The 18,645-nt window shown below is 40.2% G+C and carries 19 protein-coding genes and 1 riboswitch; of the genes, 3 read left to right on the top strand and 16 right to left on the bottom strand.

Features of this window, described 5'->3' with window-relative positions; translation table 11 throughout:
• Positions 1–85: 85 nt before the first annotated feature.
• The 8 genes from B1K71_RS13175 to cpaB are packed head-to-tail and all read right to left on the bottom strand — an operon-like array spanning position 86 to position 8,398.
• The gene (locus tag B1K71_RS13175; RefSeq protein ID WP_077327803.1) at positions 86–1,504 is read right to left on the bottom strand and encodes a hypothetical protein; all 1,419 of its coding nucleotides are present in this window, start codon (positions 1,502–1,504) and stop codon (positions 86–88) included.
• Between the two features lie 28 nt (positions 1,505–1,532).
• Positions 1,533–2,939 (bottom strand): VWA domain-containing protein, encoded by a 1,407-nt coding sequence (locus tag B1K71_RS13180; RefSeq protein WP_077327804.1) that lies wholly within the window; start codon positions 2,937–2,939, stop codon positions 1,533–1,535.
• Positions 2,940–2,983: 44 nt separating this feature from the next.
• Entirely contained in the window at positions 2,984–3,193 is a 210-nt protein-coding gene (locus B1K71_RS13185) for a Flp family type IVb pilin (RefSeq protein ID WP_077327807.1), read from the bottom strand.
• A gap of 19 nt (positions 3,194–3,212) precedes the next feature.
• On the bottom strand, positions 3,213–4,148 hold the full coding sequence (locus B1K71_RS13190; protein WP_077327810.1) for a type II secretion system F family protein: 936 nt from the start codon (positions 4,146–4,148) through the stop codon (positions 3,213–3,215).
• Between the two features lie 3 nt (positions 4,149–4,151).
• Positions 4,152–5,081 carry a type II secretion system F family protein gene (locus B1K71_RS13195; protein WP_077327812.1) on the bottom strand — a complete coding sequence of 310 codons (930 nt, stop codon included), beginning with the start codon at positions 5,079–5,081 and terminating at the stop codon, positions 4,152–4,154.
• Positions 5,053–6,423 (bottom strand): CpaF family protein, encoded by a 1,371-nt coding sequence (locus B1K71_RS13200; RefSeq protein ID WP_077327814.1) that lies wholly within the window; start codon positions 6,421–6,423, stop codon positions 5,053–5,055. Before B1K71_RS13200 ends, B1K71_RS13195 begins: the two co-directional genes overlap by 29 nt.
• Positions 6,424–6,441: 18 nt before the next feature.
• Complete coding sequence (locus tag B1K71_RS13205) at positions 6,442–7,569, bottom strand: AAA family ATPase (RefSeq protein WP_077327817.1); 1,128 nt, start codon at positions 7,567–7,569, stop codon at positions 6,442–6,444.
• Positions 7,570–7,606: 37 nt separating this feature from the next.
• On the bottom strand, positions 7,607–8,398 hold the full coding sequence (cpaB, locus tag B1K71_RS13210; protein WP_077327819.1) for a Flp pilus assembly protein CpaB: 792 nt from the start codon (positions 8,396–8,398) through the stop codon (positions 7,607–7,609).
• 416 nt (positions 8,399–8,814) lie between these two features.
• Between cpaB and B1K71_RS13215 the strand changes: the two genes are divergently transcribed.
• Complete coding sequence (locus B1K71_RS13215; protein WP_077327821.1) at positions 8,815–9,108, top strand: hypothetical protein; 294 nt, start codon at positions 8,815–8,817, stop codon at positions 9,106–9,108.
• 26 nt (positions 9,109–9,134) lie between these two features.
• Here the strand turns inward: B1K71_RS13215 and B1K71_RS13220 are convergent, their stop codons facing one another.
• Complete coding sequence (locus tag B1K71_RS13220) at positions 9,135–9,410, bottom strand: YutD family protein (RefSeq protein ID WP_077327824.1); 276 nt, start codon at positions 9,408–9,410, stop codon at positions 9,135–9,137.
• A gap of 140 nt (positions 9,411–9,550) precedes the next feature.
• On the opposite strand from B1K71_RS13220, the gene B1K71_RS13225 reads away from it, so the two are divergent.
• Together B1K71_RS13225 and B1K71_RS13230 are read left to right on the top strand one after the other, a co-directional pair.
• Positions 9,551–10,108, top strand: a complete 558-nt coding sequence (locus B1K71_RS13225) for a YhcN/YlaJ family sporulation lipoprotein (protein WP_077327826.1) — start codon at positions 9,551–9,553, stop codon at positions 10,106–10,108.
• A gap of 42 nt (positions 10,109–10,150) precedes the next feature.
• Positions 10,151–11,119 carry a M23 family metallopeptidase gene (locus B1K71_RS13230; RefSeq protein ID WP_077327829.1) on the top strand — a complete coding sequence of 323 codons (969 nt, stop codon included), beginning with the start codon at positions 10,151–10,153 and terminating at the stop codon, positions 11,117–11,119.
• 252 nt (positions 11,120–11,371) lie between these two features.
• Here B1K71_RS13230 and B1K71_RS13235 read toward each other — a convergent pair whose 3' ends face one another.
• The 7 genes from B1K71_RS13235 to B1K71_RS13265 form a co-directional block, all read right to left on the bottom strand.
• Complete coding sequence (locus B1K71_RS13235; protein WP_077327831.1) at positions 11,372–11,470, bottom strand: methionine/alanine import family NSS transporter small subunit; 99 nt, start codon at positions 11,468–11,470, stop codon at positions 11,372–11,374.
• Complete coding sequence (locus B1K71_RS13240) at positions 11,471–13,012, bottom strand: sodium-dependent transporter (RefSeq protein ID WP_077327834.1); 1,542 nt, start codon at positions 13,010–13,012, stop codon at positions 11,471–11,473.
• A gap of 200 nt (positions 13,013–13,212) precedes the next feature.
• Positions 13,213–14,769, bottom strand: a complete 1,557-nt coding sequence (locus B1K71_RS13245) for a Na+/H+ antiporter NhaC family protein (RefSeq protein WP_077327837.1) — start codon at positions 14,767–14,769, stop codon at positions 13,213–13,215.
• Between the two features lie 114 nt (positions 14,770–14,883).
• A riboswitch (Lysine riboswitch) is annotated at positions 14,884–15,061 on the bottom strand.
• Positions 15,062–15,107: 46 nt separating this feature from the next.
• On the bottom strand, positions 15,108–15,899 hold the full coding sequence (gene yunB, locus B1K71_RS13250; protein ID WP_245799269.1) for a sporulation protein YunB: 792 nt from the start codon (positions 15,897–15,899) through the stop codon (positions 15,108–15,110).
• An 83-nt stretch (positions 15,900–15,982) separates the two neighbouring features.
• Entirely contained in the window at positions 15,983–16,285 is a 303-nt protein-coding gene (locus B1K71_RS13255; protein ID WP_077327840.1) for a YunC family protein, read from the bottom strand.
• 77 nt (positions 16,286–16,362) lie between these two features.
• Positions 16,363–17,757 (bottom strand): bifunctional metallophosphatase/5'-nucleotidase, encoded by a 1,395-nt coding sequence (locus B1K71_RS13260; protein ID WP_077327842.1) that lies wholly within the window; start codon positions 17,755–17,757, stop codon positions 16,363–16,365.
• Positions 17,758–17,768: 11 nt separating this feature from the next.
• Positions 17,769–18,590: a sulfite exporter TauE/SafE family protein gene (locus B1K71_RS13265; protein ID WP_342742137.1), complete on the bottom strand. Its 822-nt coding sequence runs from the start codon at positions 18,588–18,590 to the stop codon at positions 17,769–17,771.
• Positions 18,591–18,645: the final 55 nt, after the last annotated feature.

Below are 18,645 nucleotides of genomic sequence, written 5' to 3' on the forward strand. Positions count from 1 at the left end.
TGACATCCCTCGCAATGTATAAGTCTATACCATTTAACACTATCTTGCATTGAGCATAACAGAATAGGATTATAATCCTATTCTGTTAAGAAAGCCAACCTGTTACAGTATCCCAGGCTTTTTTGGCAGTATCTTTTACCGCGTTACCAGCTTTTTTAGCTAAAGATTTTCCAGTATCCCAAAGGTTTCCTTTCCAATTATCCGCAAATAGCTTTACGCCTTTAGATACTACATATATCCCTGCACCCGCTGCGGCAAGACCAGCACCTATCGCTTGCCCCCCGGGTATCGCCATTGATACACCACCAGCACTCATTAAGGTTTCTCCAAAGTTTGCTCCGATATCCGCACCAGCCGATGTCACTTCGGTTCCCGAAGCATCACTACCAACTTTATCCACGAATGTACTTATACTTTGGCCAGTTTTATATGCAGATACAGCAGTATTTACAGCGGATAAACCTGCATTAAATTTGGATAATGCCCCCATACTTTGCCAAGTACCTTTGATCTTGGAAAAATCAGTATTATGTAGTAGCTTTGAGCCTGAATCACGAAATAATTCAGCATACTTACCAATACTTGATGTACTTGAAACACTTTGTGAGGCTTTTTGTGCTGACTCTGAAACATCGGCGAATTTTTTTGCCATTCCCCGAATGTCTCTCACGTTATCATATGCGTCATAGCCTTTGAACCCTGCATCAACAGCACTTACAAACTCATTATCACCCAAAAACAACTTCGTGCTATTGAGTAAAAAATTTGAGCCAAATTTCCATGGTCTGAATTTTCCTCCCTCAATTCCGAGGGCATAATTCAAACTATCATTAACAAAGTTTGCACTACTGTTTGCCACATCATTTACTAAATAATGCCCTGCCTTGTAAAAAGGAGAGTCATAGAAAGACTGATTATCGGTGGTGTTTCCAGAAAATCCAGAATTTGACCAAGGGGCATACTGAAAACCAATTCCCGGATAACCCGATAATGCCCATGGATTTCCTGTTGTTGTCTCTCCATTAAATCCATCCCTGGTCCATGGATTTCCATCTGTTTCATTTCCATTAAATCCATCTTTGGTCCATGAATTCCCGTCTGTTTCATTCCCGTTAAAGCCGTCTTTAGTCCAGGGATTTCCGTCTGTTTCATTCCCGTTAAAGCCGTCTTTAGTCCAGGGATTTCCGTCTGTTCCATTTCCATTAAAGCCGTCTTTAGTCCAGCCTTCCATATACCAGGGGAGGCTGCTCCATTCATAACCTAACCAATCTGTTCCCTCAGTACCTTCCCAGTCAGAACCTTCCCATGGACTGCCATCCCATTCAAGTTCAGATCCATCCCAAGGATTCCCATTCCATTTATCTCCTGACCAGGTATCACCTTCCCAGGTATCACCCGACCATGAACTGACAGCGTATACTGTAGGTGTCAATACCGGAAAAAAAGCAATAAATGAAATTGAAATCAAAATTAATAACTTTTTTATCCAATTGTCAATGTCCATCACCCCGTTAATTCATTAATTCTGGGTGTTATTTCTGTGCCTGTGTATCAAACTTTTCTTGAACAGTCTTTTTGGTTTTTTTGATATTTTCAGCACTGATGTTTTCCAAGTTTTCACCAATAACATCATTCAATTCTTTAATATGATCATTAATTTTTTCTGCCATATCTTTCATTTTTTGTTCCTGATCAAATGTAATTTTCTCCATCTCTTCTAACATGCTTACTACTGTTACCAAATGGTTACCCTGTGAAAGCGCGTTAGAGTACCAATCATTGGTAAGTTCCAATATGTCGAATGAGTTTTCAACACTTTTGGCGTCAAGGTCATCAATTGCATCTTCTTTCCATTCTTCCCATGCTTCAAGAACTTCTTCAGCACGCTCAAACTCCTCTTTTAGCCCTTTCGGATCGTTTACAGTTGAATATATCCCATCAGACACTTCCGCCATTTCCTGTAATTGCTTTTGAGCTTTTGCATCAGCCTGGTAACCGATTATATTTATAATTGGTTTTGAATTTGCTTTTGAAAGAGATTCAGCAACCTTTACAGGATTTCCACCGCAAGTACCTATCCCATCGCTGACAAGGTAAATCAAATTGGTATTATTTTTTGCATCATATTTTTTTAAAGCTTTTTTAGATTGTTTCAATGATGCGGCTATCGGGGTCCAGCCCTTCGGTGAAAATTTATTCAATGACTTTTGAAATTTAGCTTCTTTATATGGTGCAAATCCATACACTTGCTCAATTGCATTACATGACATCTTTTTATCAGCATCCGAACCTGAGCCTTTATGTCCATAAACCCGTAATGATACATTTGCTTTTTCAGGAACAGTCTTTAAGAAATTATTAATCGCTTCTTTTGCGAGTTCCATCCTGGTTTTACCATCTGCCCCCACTGCTGCCATACTTCCACTGGAGTCTAATATAATCTCTATATTATAGTTTTCTTTGAAATGATAGCGTGAGTCAGGTAAATCAGGATTGCCAAACGAGGCAAACTCCCATTTCTTAATCATGTCTTTCGGATTTGGCAAATCTTCTGCAACTAACCAATACATATATGCCAAATATTTATTCATTTCATCTTTTGATGCATTTTCACTCATATTCGGTAACTTTTTCAATTGCTTTTTTACTTTTTTTTCATTGTCATGAACGCTTTTACCCGCAAACATACCTGGCTTTTGTGAAACAAAGCCAGATACATCTGTCGGGATTGGCTGTACCTGTTCTAAAATAGTGTTATTTTGTGATTCATTATCAGCCTCTGACGAATCACTGCCTTCTTTTGATTTTGCTGCAGTATCTTCCCCATTGGATACTTCTGTATCAGTAGCATTTTCTTCGTCATCTTTATCGTCACTGCAACCTGCAATAATAAAAATCATAGATACTATTAAGAACATATAGAATATCTTTTTAGACATGTAGTAAAGGTCCCCTTATTTCTTACAATATAATCTATATTTAGTTAGCCAATATCTTCGATTAGCTCATTAAACTTATCAACAAGGGTATCTCCAAAATCCCCACCACTGAATGCCTGAGAAACAACACCAACTAGAATAACAATTACCGCTGCAATACCAATCCACTCAAGTGTTTGAGATCCTTTTTCATCCTGCTTTAATTCCTCAACTCTGTTCATAGCCTTTGCGTAAATTCCATTCATAAATTTCATTTAAAATTCCTCCTAGTTTTTAAAATAAATTAAAAATACTATTTTCACCCATCAACATATTCATGATCATTAAGCCAGCGATCATTAATATGGAAACAGGTGCGATTAAAAATGTTGTTACCAATGTTACTTTCGGCGATGCTTTTGCCGCCAACTCTTTCACTTGTTCCTGCCGTATTTTCCTTAACTCTTCCGCTTGAATTTTGAACGTTTTTGCTATCGGTATTCCAAGGTCCATTCCTTGTATAAGTGCCTTTATCAATGATTGAAATTCTTCATTATCGTTTCGTTTCAGCAGTTCACGATATGCTTTTTCTCTTGGAACACCAAGGTCGATTTCCTGATTGAATCGTGTGAACTCTTCACGAATTGGACCGTCGAAATATCGAATCACCTCCCTTAATGCATGATCCAGACTAACTCCCGCCTGTAAACTGGTACTTACCGTATCCATAAAATCGGGCAAGTCTCTTCGAATTAACGTTTGACGTTTCTTTGCCTCCCTTCGTACCAGAATAATCGGTATGAAATAACCGATTAGTGGATTAAATATAATCATATATTGAGAGAATGGCAGGCCAATAACCATGGATAACAATCCGGAAAAGAAACCGATAATAAATAAAAACATTTTCAATCCCTGAAAACGGGAAACAGTCAGTTTTAATGGGTTTCCGGATTTTCTCAGCCATTCTTCCACCATATGGTTCTCACTGAAAAAATTAATTCTTTGCCCCAAATCCGCAAAATCGTCGGCATAATTTGTGATACGACTAAAAAGTTCAGCTCTTCGGTTTTTCTTTTTTACTTTTTTCTCAAATGGATCGATGTGTGTTACATCTGCAACATGATCGATTGCAAATCTTTTCTCACGAAGAAAACTCCAGAAGTGTTTCATTGCAATCAGACAGCAGAACCAAAAAGCAATTATTGTTAAAATTATTAATGCATCCATAAACTACACCTTTATATTCGTAATTTTTCGAATCAGGAAAAACGATAAAAGAATTGCGACAATAAATATAACCAATATAATTAAGCCGAATCCTGAAAATAGTGGTTCAATAAAACCATCAATTACATTATTCATGACCAACAGCAGGAATATGGGCAATGCAGGTACAATAAAAGATATATATTTTTCTTCAGAAGTCATCGTTTTGATAACTTGATCTAGTACCTTTCGTTCTTCAAACGTATCCGCCATTGTATCCAGTGTTAATGCCAGGTTTCCACCTGTCTTTTTCTGAATCAGGAGGGTAGCGATAAATAGATTAAAATCCCTTGATTTATTCCGCTTTTGCACGGACCGGAAAGTCTTTTCCATCGTCACTCCGAGTTTTAATTCATTCGAGATTCGTTTAAATTCATCGCCTGCCGGGGCCGAAACCTCCCGTGCTACGATATCAATCCCCTGGTTTATGGTCAATCCGGATCTTGCAGCATTACCAAGTATCCTGCAAATTTCACCCAATTGTTCATTAAAACGGATTTCATAATTATTTTTTCTGAAGTAAAACAGTAAATAATTTGCTACAAAAAGTAACAGTATTGGCAACAATATCGCCACCGGAATCGGCATCCCAAATACTGAATAGAACAAAACAAATATTGTCAAATAACCAGCTATTAAAATACCTATGTATTCTGAAGGAAGGAGCTTTAAATTGGCATTTTGCAGTTTATTGTGCAATGCTTGGGACGACTCTTTTTCATCAAAATTGTCACCCCATTTACTTATAAAGCTCTTACGTTCCTCTTCCGGGAACCATTGTCTGACCTTCTGTTTCCATTCCTTTTTCTGGGTGCGATACCCTAAATAATAGTAACCGAATAACAGTAGAGAAAGTACAGCTAAACTATAAAGTATGGACACTGCTATATTCATAATCTGCCTCCTCTACTGGGGTAAAGAAATCCATATCCAGATCAATTCCAAAAACCTTCAAGTGTGGCATGCATTTCGGGATAATCCCAGTTGGTGTGAAGTAGCCCTTAATATTTCCTTCACTATCAACACCTGTACGCTGGAACCTAAATATATCCCGGATTTCGATTTTGTTTCCTTCCGTCTTTTCCACTTCAGATATATTAGTAATTTTACGGGTTCCATCGGTAAGTCGCTGTGCTTGAACAATATAGTCCAATGCACCGGCTATGTAATCACGAATAACATGTGTAGGAAGATCCATACCCGCCATAACAACCATCCCTTCAACACGGTTAACCGCATCTGTTGGTGTGTTCGCGTGGACGGTTGTCAATGAACCTTCGTGACCAGTATTCATTGCCTGAAGCATGTCGAATGCTTCCGCACCACGCACCTCACCGACTATGATTCTATCGGGACGCATTCGCAGCGAGTTTTTAACAAGATTTCGAATTGTAACCTCCCCGCTGCCTTCAACGTTTGGCGGACGGGCCTCCATCCCCACAACATTAGGTCGATCAAGTCTGAGTTCCGCTGAATCTTCAATTGTTATAACCCGTTCACCAAGCGGTATCGATTTAGCCATTGCATTCAGCAAAGTGGTTTTACCACTACCGGTTCCACCGGAGATTAATACACTTAGTTTTGTTTCCACCAATGCTTGCAGAAATATAGACATCTGCTGTGTAAACGTATCATATTCCTGTAAATCATCCATCAGAAAAGGTGTCTTTCGAAATTTTCGAATGGAAAGAATTGTTCCTCCCAGACTAATTGGAGCAATAACGGCATTTACCCGACTTCCATCCGGCAATCTGGCATCAACCATAGGCGAACTTTCATCAATTCTTCTTCCCAAAGGTGCAACCACACGATCAACAATATGCCGAACGTGCGACTCATCTTTAAATGATACATTCACCCGTTCCAGCCTGCCTTTTCGTTCCACGTAAATTTCTGTTGGTGCATTGACAAGTATTTCCGTAATGGAATCATCTTTCAACAATGGTTCCAATGGACCAAAGCCAACACTCTCATCAATTAACATGGATAGAAGAGATTCTTTATCCTGGCGTGGAATTACTACCTTTTCCTCTGACATAAACTGATTGATAAACCGTTCAATCTTCAACCGTTTATCCGATTCATTCAGCCTTGTAATTTGTTCGAGATTCACTTCCGTCAAAAGCCTGGTCTTATAATGTTCGACTAATTCATCTATATAGCCGCGGTTGGACACAAAACTAGTATCGATGTCATTATCTGGTTTATTAGCTGTACTTCTTTGAAAGAGGGACATGATACCACCACCTGTTTATTATTTCAGCATGGAGTGAACCCATTTATGTATATCTTTTGCCACTGGAGTCATTTTCTTTTCCTGTGGCACCTTACGTAATGGTTCACCCTGATTGATATATGCTTGAACGTGTTTTATATCCTTTCTGATTTCCGCTGCTATTCCATAGGATACAAATCGTTCCATATCTTTCTTTGTCAGTTCTTTTTCTTTACCTTTAAAGTTCATGACAAATTCCATTCGATCTTCCGTAATAATCCCTAAACGTTGGAATAATGTTTCCACACTTTTTAGTACACTAATCGCTACTGTATCGATATTCATAACATAATAGATTCGATGTGCTTCTTCCAATACGGTAAATGTTTTCTCATCCATTGAGACTGGCAGATCAACAACAATGAAATCATAGCTGCGTTTTGCGGCGCGCAGCAGTTTTAGAATAAAGTTTTCGTTGATTTTTTCCGCCAGTTCAGCATCCCTTGGACTAACTAATACGTTTAACTCGGAATGTTCTTCTTTTTCGGAGACATTTCTAATATGATGTTCTCCAATTTCATCTATTACTGGCAACAAATCGATAATTGACCGGTTGCTTTCGATTCCCAAAAAGGTTTCAGCACCGCCATATTGAAGATTCAAGTCGATAAACAGAACTTTCGCCGTTGATTCAAGTTTCAATGTTTGGGCAAATGTTGTGCTTATTAAGGATTTCCCGGTACCACCGCTACCGCTGTAGAATGCAAATACCTTTCCCCCACCGCGTTTAAAGCTGTCAGCAGTTTTGTCATCCCGGCTCCCCGCTTCTCTCGACATCGCCTCAAGTCTTTCCATGAAAATAAGCTCTTCACCCGGAAGTACATAAAACTCGGAAACTCCTAATCTAATAAGACCTCTTAACAATTCAAAATCCTCTTGATCATTTATACAAATAATAGATGCATTCGGATTTTCTGCCAGAACAATCTGTGCATCATCAACAGCTGACTTACCTTCGTTCACAATAATGATTAATTGTGCATTATATTTGGTTAAATCGGCTGCTGAAACAAAATGCAATTGAAAAGATTCGTTAATTTTCTCATTTAACGAAGCAATTAATTCTTCGTTGTTTCCTAAAACATAAATGTCATTAACTATACTCATTTGTGTCCTCCAACTACATTGCTATGTGCTTCAATTATTACTTATCACTTTTTTTGTTTTCATCTTTACCAGAATCTTTTTGCTGTTCTTTTTTCTTATCTTTTGAATCCTTGGATTCGTTTTTCTTCTTATCATTTGTTTTCTCGTTATCGGATTCCTTTTTCGCTTCCTCTTCTTCAGATTCAGAAGTTTGCTGTTCATTTGATTGCTGTTCCTGCATTTGACCCACACTTGATTTAACAATTCTTAGGCTGTCAGCATAGTTTTGCATATGTATTAATTCAGGAACTTTTTCAAACGGAACTTCCAGTTGTACCCCTTGAAATTTCCCTTTTTTCTTAGCCACTCTGGCTACCTTAACATCCTTCATGAAAACTTCAGTTACCGGCTTTTCCTCAAAACTATGCGAAACAATGATATCGACTCGATCAAGTGCAATTAACTCCTCATCAAAGAATACCTTTTCAGATTTTATCAAGGTAATCAATCTGTTTCCGGCCTCTGTAACGGTTGATGCTTCCTTTAAAATGTTTTTCGTGATAATGTCGCCTTTATCCACAGGGACTACCGCAACTTTTCCTACCAACGTGTCAGGGTTTGTTATGTGTTCATCACGAAGATATTTTTTAGGTATCTCATCGGTTGTAATATCATCTGGTGTTATTACCGATCTTGAAGAAATATCATCTTTCGCGACATATATCGTCACAATTGTCCCCAGATTGCTGTTCAAAGCCTGAACTTTTTTCAATACCAGGAAACCTGATACCAATGCTAATACAAGTGCAATGAGAAAAAATATTATTGCCTTTCTTTTCGATTCAAGCATTCATTGACCCTCTTTCCCTTCATTAAATAAGACATAATTATAGCTTTATTCAAGGTTTATATATACTACATGATTACATAAATTTAAAATATGTCAATTTGGTTACAATGGGCAGTAAGAATTATGTAGTTGCTTCTTCTTATACCTTTAATGCAAAAATGTTAAACCTCTGTAACAAATCAGACAAAAAATAGTTATTAATAACTATTTTTTGTCTGATTAACTTATTATTAAATAGGCATTATGTTTCATTATAGTTCTTTTTATCTATTTTTAATTATTGTGTATCTTGTGACATTTATCTCGAATTCGAGATATTTTTTTAGTAGTAAGGAACCAATCATTTATTGGAGGAAATTGGCATGGTTTTCGCTTTGATTATTATCAAAAGATAAACGGAAAGAAAGGATGATAAAATGACAAAAGGAAGCAAGAAAGAATATCGTGATTTTTCCAATGTGAAAAATGTCCGGGAAAACCTGATCCCCGAAGAATTTCCGGAGGGGCCGTTTGGATCTTCCATCAATGACGAAGAGCCGCCATATACGAAATCAACCCCATGGACGGAAGGGCAACGGCGGCAAAGCGCCTTTATCTATCCGGATAAACTGCAGCACGATGATTTGCCGAGACAAACACCCGGAGCTCATCCGCTGCATGATGAACCCGGTGATCAAACGAATGATGTGGATGACATTGATGAGGATTAGCAGCAGTTCCTGATGGACTGCTGCTTTTATTTATCCACTTTTTTCATAATGAAATATGCACAGCCAAAATTGCAATACTCATAAAGATAATCATCCAATGTACTGATTTTTGTATCGAATGCAGCTTTGGGGTTCTGGTCATCATAAAACCCCTTTAATCGGAGTTGTTCGTATCCCCAGTCGCCTACGATGAAATCATACTTTGACAGGATATCAGAATATCGCTCATTCAGACGGTCTTCCTGAAAACCATCTTTAACATTTTCAATTATTTCGTAGGTCTTGCCTTGTATTTCAATCAATTACACGTCACCTCGCAAAAAGCTGTCTTTAGTTTATCACATTTTCTTACTGTTGCAACCAGCAATTCATTATTAATTGGTATGATTTTTTTTAATTTCAACAAACTAAAGCCATAGTAAAAATTCGGAGGCTGATAAAAATGACCAGAATGTTATTGCTTTCTCTCCTGTTGATAAGTGCGGCATTGGCAGGCTGCGCCAATAATGATAACCCAGACAATGCAACTGATGAACGGGATCAGATTACAGATGAACTTGATCCTTCCAATGAAAGTGCACCCGGAAACTCGGAACAAGATAAGAAACTTGGTTATGTGCGGTATACGAAAGATCAATTAAATAATGATGCAGAGCGTGATCATTCGGTGCGTATCGATCGCACCAAACTGGCAAACATGATTACCCGGATTATTCTTCGGAATGACGGATTTGAGGAAGTCGCTACACTTGTGACCGACAAAGAAGTGTTAATTGCTTATGATAAAAACGATCAATTGAAAGAAAAAGAAGCGGCGGAGATTGCCAAAAAAACAGCCGTATCTGCTGTTCCGGGTTATTTCCATGTGTATGTATCTGGAGATGATACACTGATTCAGGATATCCACAGTTTGCATAATTCCAATGTACAGGACGACAGTTATGACAACACTCTTGACATTATCATCCGTGAGATGAAGAAATCGCCACAAGGTGATTAATCATACAAAACTGCCGTGATAAGGAGGTGGAAATTAAATTATATGAAATATGTTAAAAAATGTATTCTGTTTGCCTTGACTGCTGCCTTTCTGCTCCATGCGCAATCTGTTCATGCTGAGGATAAGGATGAGGAATTATTTGATGAGCGTATGGCACTTTATAAAAAAACGGAGGCAGTTACACAATTGCCATGGTATTATATTGCAGCAATCGATCAATACGAACGGAATAGCAAAAAAGATGATGAAGAAGAGAAGCTTATTTCGATATCCATTCCTCCCGAAATCTGGTTCGGAATCGGTAACAGTTCCAAAATAAAGGCCGAAAATTTTATTCAGTTCTTCCATGGTAAAGGCCGTGATGGAAACGGTAATGGGAAGGCTAATCCGAATAATCCGGAAGATGCGCTTTTTACAATGGCCAATATCATTATGGAATATGGACCAACAAAAGATGAGGTAAAAATTGCACTTTGGAATTTTTACCACCGGGATTTAACTGTTCAGACAATCATGAACACGGCAAAAGTCTTCCGCAAATTTAAAACAATTGAGCTGAAGGACCGGGATTTTCCGGTTTCCACCAAATATAATTACAGCTACCGCAGCACATGGGGGGATCGTCGGGGTTTCGGAGGTCTGCGAATACATGAAGGTACAGATATTTTTGCCGATTATGGCACTCCGGTGAAATCAACCACATATGGTGTTATTGAGATGATGGGCTGGAATCTGTACGGCGGCTGGCGTATCGGGATTCGCGACATCTACAATATTTATCATTATTACGGACACATGAGCGGGTATAATGATGATATTGAAGTTGGACAAGTTGTTAAGCCTGGTGATCTGCTTGGTAAAGTCGGTTCCACCGGTTATGGGCCACCCGGAACATCCGGCAAATTTCCGCCACACCTGCATTATGGGATGTATAAAGATAATGGATACAGCGAATGGTCATTCGACCCTTATCCGTATTTGAGAAAATGGGAGCGTATGGCGAAGGATTAGAGTCCTGTTGATCCCCCTGGTACGTGAAGGTTGATTTCCGGGGCACGATGGTTGATTTCTCGCCCTTGTTGGTTGATATCTCCCAAGGAAAGGTCGATTTCCGGCACTCGAAGGTTGATTCCCCACCGGTATTGGTCGATATCTCCCGTTGAAGGTCGATTCTTGGCACAGTAAAAAATTTAATTTCACAGGCACGTTTCTCCACTTCCATCAAAAAGAGCCTCTACCGCATAAGGTAAAGGCTCTTAAAAGTTACTTTGATTTTTTAACCGCATTTGTGATGCTGGCGGCTAATCCGCCCCAAATAATCACCATACCAAGGATCATAACAACTATTGCTGAAGCACTCATTTAGTTAGCCTCCCCAGTTTTATTTTTGTCTTTCTCATCTGTGTTTCCGGATGCTTTCCATTTGGCAAGTGCAAGCAGGATTCCAATGATCAGTGCACCACCAGCTACGAACCAGCCGCCGTATAGAATAAAGCTGTCGGAGTAGCCCCCATAGTTACCTGTCGGAGTCTCAAAAAGCTTCAATAGGTTATCTCTGAACAGCTGGAACATCGTGTACCCCAAGACAATTGGGGTTATAAAAGTCAGGCTGACAGTCCACCAGCCGCCTAGTTGGATATCCGAAATTTCGTCCGCATGGCTGCGGAATGTTCCCAGTTTGCGCAGGAACCATGCCATCAGAATGACTTCTACCAGACCGAGCATTGCTACTCCAAATTGATTAATGAAGTAATCGGCTGCGTCAAGGAAGTTCAGTCCGCCTCTTGTCGCAAACAATAAGGATATGATGGCCGCAGTTCCGCCGCCGAACAGAACAGCTTTGTTACGGGAAATTTTAAACTTATCCACCAGTCCGGCTACATATGTTTCTGTGATGGACATAAGTGATGTTATTCCGGCAAGTACGAGTGAAATAAAGAACAGGAACCCGAATAGTTCATTTAATGCCGGAAATTCGTTAATGATTGCCGGAAATACGACAAATGCCAAACCGACACCACCTGTAACAACTTCATCAACAGGCACTCCTTGCTGGGAAGCCATGAACCCAAGTACACCAAATACGCCGATACCACATAGCAATTCAAAGCTGGAGTTACCAAATCCGACGATAAAGGCGTTGTTCGTTAAGTCTGTTTTTCTAGGCAGATAACTGGAGTATGTGATCATGATAGCAAATGCAATCGACATACTGAAGAAAATTTGCCCATAAGCAGCGACCCAGACACTTGGATCCCATATTTTATCAAAGTTTGGTTCAAAAAATGCATTCAGGCCTTCTATTGCACCTGGTAATGTTACAGCACGTATAACGATAATAAGGAATATAATTACTAATGCAGGAATGAAAATCCTGTTTGCAATTTCAATACCTTTTTTAACACCTTTAAATAAAATTCCAAGTACAACAATCCAAACGATGATTAACGGGATTAGCACCCCTGGCACAAATCCGCCAACCTGACCCGGATCGGCAAGGTTTAAGTAATCGCTGAACAGGAATGTTTCTGTGTCATCCCCCCAGCTCAGATTAAATGAAAAGATGGAATACGATATTGCCCAGGCAATTATTACAGAATAATAGGTTGAAATAACAAAGGCAACAATTACCGCCCACCAGCCTATCCATTCGACTTTCTTTCCGCCTATGCGATTGTACGTCAGTGGTGCGGAACCCCGATATTTATGACCCATGGTAAATTCCATAATCAGAATTGGAATACCAGCGGTCAATAATGCAATCAGATAGGGTATAAAAAATGCTCCCCCTCCATTTTCATAAGCAACTGCAGGAAAACGCCAGATGTTCCCTAATCCAACAGCAGAACCAACTGCCGCTAAAACAAACCCTGCTCTCGAACCCCATTGTGAACGAGTTTCCATGATTAGACCTCCCCCTTTTTCCTGTTACAATCAATGTATGTCCGACTATAACAAGGAATGTTAGTAATCTTTGTTTTTTTCAGATATTTCTGCTTGTATTATACCGGTACTTTCCTACTATGTCAAAAATATAAATAGTAATATTCAATTTATCTTTATTAAAAGAACCCTTTCACCATGAGGCGAAAGGATTCATGTATTTAATTTTCATGTTTGGTTTTTTCCATAAATTGGATCAGCAAGGCAGTTGCGATAATAACAATGATGGATGCAAGCAATCCCACTGCCACCAAGTCAGTAAAACCAACTACCAGATAACCAATTGAAGCAGAAACAGCTGCGATAACAGCGTATGGGAGCTGTGTCATCACATGATCAATATGATTGGAGCCTGCACCCGTTGATGACAAAATGGTTGTATCAGAAATCGGTGTGCAATGATCTCCGAAGACGGATCCGGCTAGTACTGCTGCAAGGGATGGCAGCAGCATCGATACATCGGTTATCGATGTAACTTCTGCTGCTATCGGAAGCATAATGCCGAATGTGCCCCACGATGTTCCTGTTGCCAATGCCATTATCCCGGCAATCGCAAAGAATAAAAATGGGAGCAGTGACGGACTGATCGAAGCATCACTGACAATTTGGGATAGATACTCACCGGTTCCCAGGGTACCTATAATAGAACCGATCATCCAGGCAAGCAGCAAAATATAAATGGCTGGCAGCATCGTTTTAATACCTTCAACGAAAATCTTAATGATTCCCGCTTTCGGCTTCTGCTGCAGCCCATGGAAAATCCAGGCGGACACAACAGCAGCAACACCTCCGATTAACAGAGAAAGATTGACGTTTGTGTTTGCGAACGTCGACAGCAATGTAACGTCTGTACCGCTAGCCATTATCCCTGTCATAAGCATTGCCGCTACGGTTGCTGCAATAAGGATACCAATCGGTACAAGTAAGTGATAGATCCGCCCGTTGCTGTGCGGATCAAACACATCGCCCAAATCCCCCGGCACATGATCTGTTTCGGGATTAAGCAGGATTCCTTCGTTCATGGCGCGCTCCTCATGTTTTCGCATTGGCCCGATGTCCATTCGGAAGTATGCGACTAAAAACACGAGTAATAATGCTGCCAGTGCGTAAAAATTCAAAGGAATAATTTTTATAAAAGCTTCCAGCGGCTGTATTTCTGTAATTTCATTTGCAGCCAATAGTCCGCCAATAATTCCGATGATATACGCACCCCAGCTGGAAATAGGCGATATAACAGTCACAGGGGCTGAAGTTGAATCAATAAAATAAGCAAGCTTTGCCCGTGAAATGTTATGCCTGTCCGTCAGCGGCCTTGCAATCTGGCCTACAGCCAGACTGTTGAAATAGTCATCAATGAAAATAATTAATCCAAGAACACCAGTCATCACCTGAGCGCCTGCTCTGGTTTTGACCCGTTTAATCATCCATTCCCCAAATGCTCTGCTTCCGCCGGACGCGGTCAAAAATGCTGTTAATACACCCAGTAACAGCAAGAACCCTAATAATTGGAAATTGCCGACATTCAACTGACCATCTATCACAAATATTCCATAAAATACAGCCCATATTTCTTTCAATGAACCGATAATTGCAAAATCGTGAATAAATAATGCTCCGACAACGATTCCAGCCCCGAGCGACAGCAGTACTCTTCGTGTGAGTAATACAAGCACCAGCATTAACAATGCCGGAATAATCGAGTAAATAGTTCCTTCCATAATCATTTCCCCCATTTTCTGTTGCGGCACTTACTGATCAATAAAAATACAAAAAAAAGCAACGATAGAAAATAACCTACCATTGCTTCGCTTTAGTAATTGTTATCCTCCATCACGATCAGTAGTTCTCCATGCACTTCGAATCAGCATGACAGTATGCTTTTTATTCAAAAACATACCAGCAATAATGGACATGACCTCCACTACGCTTCGGCAAATGGCCCTTTCATCAATCGTCATCGATGTCATACTCGAATTGATTACTTATGCCAGCTGCACCTCTACCTCACCGATCTGATAAGGTAATGCTATTTAATTTCCTAGCATAGTATAGCAGTTTATTTGTCTTTCTTCAAGGAGTCTTTTGGAACAGATATGGATGGATTATTACCATCAGCTCCGTAAAACTCCGGCACCGGACCCATAATAACAGTTGAATCAATCGGTATTTTCGTACTGACTTCCTCTACCTCCGATGTGAACGGAATAACTACCTGTACATCAGCCTCGACAAGTATGTAAATGGTAACCAGTGAGTTGTTAATACCAAACGGTTCTACATTCCTGATGACATCTGTTCGCACACTTCCGGCTAGCTCCAAATTAACCGGAATTTTCGGACCTAGATTGGCAAGCGCTGAATTACCTGTTATCTGACCAAGCGGGATTTCCACAACAGTTGGATCTTTGTTTGGCAAGTCTTCCGCAGTGCCATTATATTCAATCGGTTCATCCAATGATTCTTCATATTGAGGCTGCCTTCCTTCGTTCATCGCCATAAAAAATTCTTCCACCCGATCTGTGGCAACCCTGTTTATCTTGCTGACCACATTCGTTTTCCAGCTAAGGGTGGTAACTTGCCCCTCATTATCTGTTGTGGTAACAAATATGTCATCAAAATCATAGTTCTCCGCAAACTTAACAGCCATATTAATCCCTCTTGTTGCAAACTCTTGTGTTTTAATTTTCGCGATATCCATCAACACCGGTTTAAAACCTTGGTTAATAATCCAAAAGCTGAACCAAACCGAAGTGATAAATAAAACCATTGTAATAATGATGATACTTTTTACCGGAGGCGGTGTCCGGGGTGATCGTTTTTTATGGATAAGCATTGGCCGTTTCATCATTAAAAAAACCCCCCTAAAACAACGTATGCTTGTTTATAGGGGGTTAGAATTAAATTCCATCCAGCTGTAGTCAATTTGATTCGTCATGATATTTTCAGCAGGGCATCTTTGCCGATCATTCCCGGTTCCCAGCCGTATTCCCCGGAAGCATCGGTTATTTTCTCCAGTGGTGCATGAAGCAGCTGATCAATTGTTTTCACCCCGACTGCACGGCCGGCGATAACCTTTCTGTCGGCCAGCACCTCGTTCAACAAATCGACATCCAGCGCACCACACATAATGTAGCCTATCTCATTTGAAATCACCAGTAAATTTGTTTTTGGAAGTTCTACTGTGATTGCCGTAAAGAACATACCTTCCACCTCTAGCGGATTGACAGTCAACATCCGAAAAATGCCTCCCTCCTGATACACATGATATGGTATGCAGGCGGAAGACATATTGTCACCTGGATTTTAAGTGGTTAGCCGAAGTGAGTACGCAATGTATCAGCAAGCAAATCACGAAGAAACTCCGGTAAATAGTATTGCTTCGTTTCTGATTTGGCGATTTCCGGCAGCAGCCGGCCAAATGTGAAAGTATCGGCAGTCGCCACTTTATATGTTTTATCCGGATCAAGCGGACTGCCATTACGGGTTACCTGTTGAACATATTCATGTCCGTCATCACGGAAAATAGTATCAACATGTATTCCTGAAAAAATCATTTTACCGATTACTTCACCGCGAAAGCCAAATCCTTTTAGTTTCAGTTCCGTCAGTTCCTTCGTATAGGAAGCACGGACAACCTCGATTAGTTCATCACCGCTCAACTCAACCGTACATGGATTGATCGGGTGCGGACAAATATGATGAATATCTTTATATGTTACATCGCCTGCCGGAAGCTGATCAAGCAGGATCCCCGCATTGAGCATCGCGACGTCTGCATTCGTCCAGTCTTTTATAGTATCAGTCAGCTTTTGCATGATTTCTGTCTGTTGGAACCATTTTACATCAATCGGCTGTTCCAGATGTATCACCGGCTGCCCCAGAATTTTATCCGCCCGAATGCTCAGGTCATGCAATGTCTCCTCAGTCCGAAGATCTTTCGCCATATGGGTAATATCTGTTGTGTGTGCTTCCTTTTTTACAATCGATTGTGCAGTATGGTCCCATGTCAGCGTAACCTCGCCAACAAATGCACAATGCTTTCCTGCAGCGGTAATCAAGGTGTCGTTGATGATTTCACTATCCCGGAGCAGATGGTGTGTATGTCCGCCAATAATCAGATCAACATCACCAAATCGCCGGGCAATTTCCTGATCCTCGGAGATGCCAAGATGTGATAGCAGCACAATCACATCCGATTGTTTTTTTAATTCGGTTATATATTTTTCCAATGTTTTATATGGCGGTGAAATATGCCAGTCCAGTAGTTCATAAAAAGCATTAAACGGGGCTGTCAGGCCAATCACACCTACTTTAACACCGCCTACGGATTGAATGTTTATCGTTGGCTGCTGCCAATCGGGTTCATCTGCCGTCATACTGTGCAAATTGGCACACGTAACCTGAAATTCCGCTTCGTCATACAAATGGCGCAAATCGTCATGTGCCAGCGTAATCCCTTCATTATTGCCAATTGTCGCAAGATCGAAACCTGCATCATTTAAAAGCCGTACATTTGCCTTTCCCATAAATGCTTCAGCAATCGGGTGAACCCGGTCCACATGATCCCCAATATCCACCATCCAGCAAGAGCTGTCTTCTGATTTCCGTTTTTCTTTTTCAGCTTTAAAATAAGCTACGACTCGAGACCAATTCTCAAAATTACTATGTAAATCATTTGTATAGTAGAAATGTATTTTTTCTTGCATGAAAATACTCCTTACATCAATCCTTCAACTATTAAGCGGATTCCAATAATAATCAATATAACCCGCAGCACCCATTCCAGCTTATTTCCTTTGATATGCTGATTAACTTTCGCACCGATTACACCGCCAACCAATGCACCCGGAATAAACAGGATAGCGTACTCCCAGATAACATGACCAAGGTAAATATGTGTGCCCGAGCTGATTATGCTAATAAAAAATATCATAAACATGGAAGTTGCTGATGCAATATGCACCGGTATCCCAAAAAGCAGTATTAACGCCGGTACCAGAATAGATCCGCCGCCAATACCGAACAAACCGGAAAGTATTCCAACGATAACAGAGATTACAATTGCCTGCCAAACTGATACATTATAATGATACGTTTCATCATCAACTGTGAAGGTACGTACTTTTTCCTTATTTCCCGGAACCGTGTCCGGCCGTTTTCGCTTGATTAGAAAAAGCATCGACAACCCAATCATTAACATCCCGAAATAAAGCGAAAATCCATTACTGTTCACAAATTGATTCAGCCACGCCCCGAAAATACCGGCCGGGATACAGCCAATCAGGAACAACAAACCAGTTTTGTAATCCACTCTCCCTTTTTTCATATAGGATACTGTTGAGGAAAAAGCAGTAAATACCATTGTGACCAGCGATATTCCGACAATCATCTGTGGTTCCGCCCATGCGAAGGCATCGGAATATTTATATAAAAATAACAGGCTTGGAATCAGGATAATCCCCCCGCCTAGCCCGATCAAACTGCCAACAAATGCAGCTGCCACTGCAATCACAATACATATGATATAAACCAAAGCCAATCCCTACCAATCCATCTCTCTTCCTTTATAGTAGCATTAATCGGAAGTGAAATGC

This window comes from Virgibacillus siamensis, from assembly GCF_900162695.1.
Classification (GTDB): domain Bacteria; phylum Bacillota; class Bacilli; order Bacillales; family Amphibacillaceae; genus Lentibacillus; species Lentibacillus siamensis_A.

Coding starts and splice junctions, on each gene's coding strand:
- B1K71_RS13175 (WP_077327803.1), bottom strand. CDS start 1,504: ATGGACATTGACAATTGGATAAAAAAGTTATTAATTTTGATTTCAATT.
- B1K71_RS13245 (WP_077327837.1), bottom strand. CDS start 14,769: ATGGAAGGAACTATTTACTCGATTATTCCGGCATTGTTAATGCTGGTG.
- B1K71_RS13225 (WP_077327826.1), top strand. CDS start 9,551: ATGACCAGAATGTTATTGCTTTCTCTCCTGTTGATAAGTGCGGCATTG.
- B1K71_RS13235 (WP_077327831.1), bottom strand. CDS start 11,470: ATGAGTGCTTCAGCAATAGTTGTTATGATCCTTGGTATGGTGATTATT.
- B1K71_RS13255 (WP_077327840.1), bottom strand. CDS start 16,285: ATGTTGACTGTCAATCCGCTAGAGGTGGAAGGTATGTTCTTTACGGCA.
- B1K71_RS13205 (WP_077327817.1), bottom strand. CDS start 7,569: ATGAGTATAGTTAATGACATTTATGTTTTAGGAAACAACGAAGAATTA.
- B1K71_RS13240 (WP_077327834.1), bottom strand. CDS start 13,012: ATGGAAACTCGTTCACAATGGGGTTCGAGAGCAGGGTTTGTTTTAGCG.
- B1K71_RS13195 (WP_077327812.1), bottom strand. CDS start 5,081: ATGAATATAGCAGTGTCCATACTTTATAGTTTAGCTGTACTTTCTCTA.
- B1K71_RS13190 (WP_077327810.1), bottom strand. CDS start 4,148: ATGGATGCATTAATAATTTTAACAATAATTGCTTTTTGGTTCTGCTGT.
- B1K71_RS13200 (WP_077327814.1), bottom strand. CDS start 6,423: ATGTCCCTCTTTCAAAGAAGTACAGCTAATAAACCAGATAATGACATC.
- B1K71_RS13180 (WP_077327804.1), bottom strand. CDS start 2,939: ATGTCTAAAAAGATATTCTATATGTTCTTAATAGTATCTATGATTTTT.
- yunB (WP_245799269.1), bottom strand. CDS start 15,899: ATGATGAAACGGCCAATGCTTATCCATAAAAAACGATCACCCCGGACA.
- cpaB (WP_077327819.1), bottom strand. CDS start 8,398: ATGCTTGAATCGAAAAGAAAGGCAATAATATTTTTTCTCATTGCACTT.
- B1K71_RS13230 (WP_077327829.1), top strand. CDS start 10,151: ATGAAATATGTTAAAAAATGTATTCTGTTTGCCTTGACTGCTGCCTTT.
- B1K71_RS13260 (WP_077327842.1), bottom strand. CDS start 17,757: ATGCAAGAAAAAATACATTTCTACTATACAAATGATTTACATAGTAAT.
- B1K71_RS13215 (WP_077327821.1), top strand. CDS start 8,815: ATGACAAAAGGAAGCAAGAAAGAATATCGTGATTTTTCCAATGTGAAA.
- B1K71_RS13185 (WP_077327807.1), bottom strand. CDS start 3,193: ATGAAATTTATGAATGGAATTTACGCAAAGGCTATGAACAGAGTTGAG.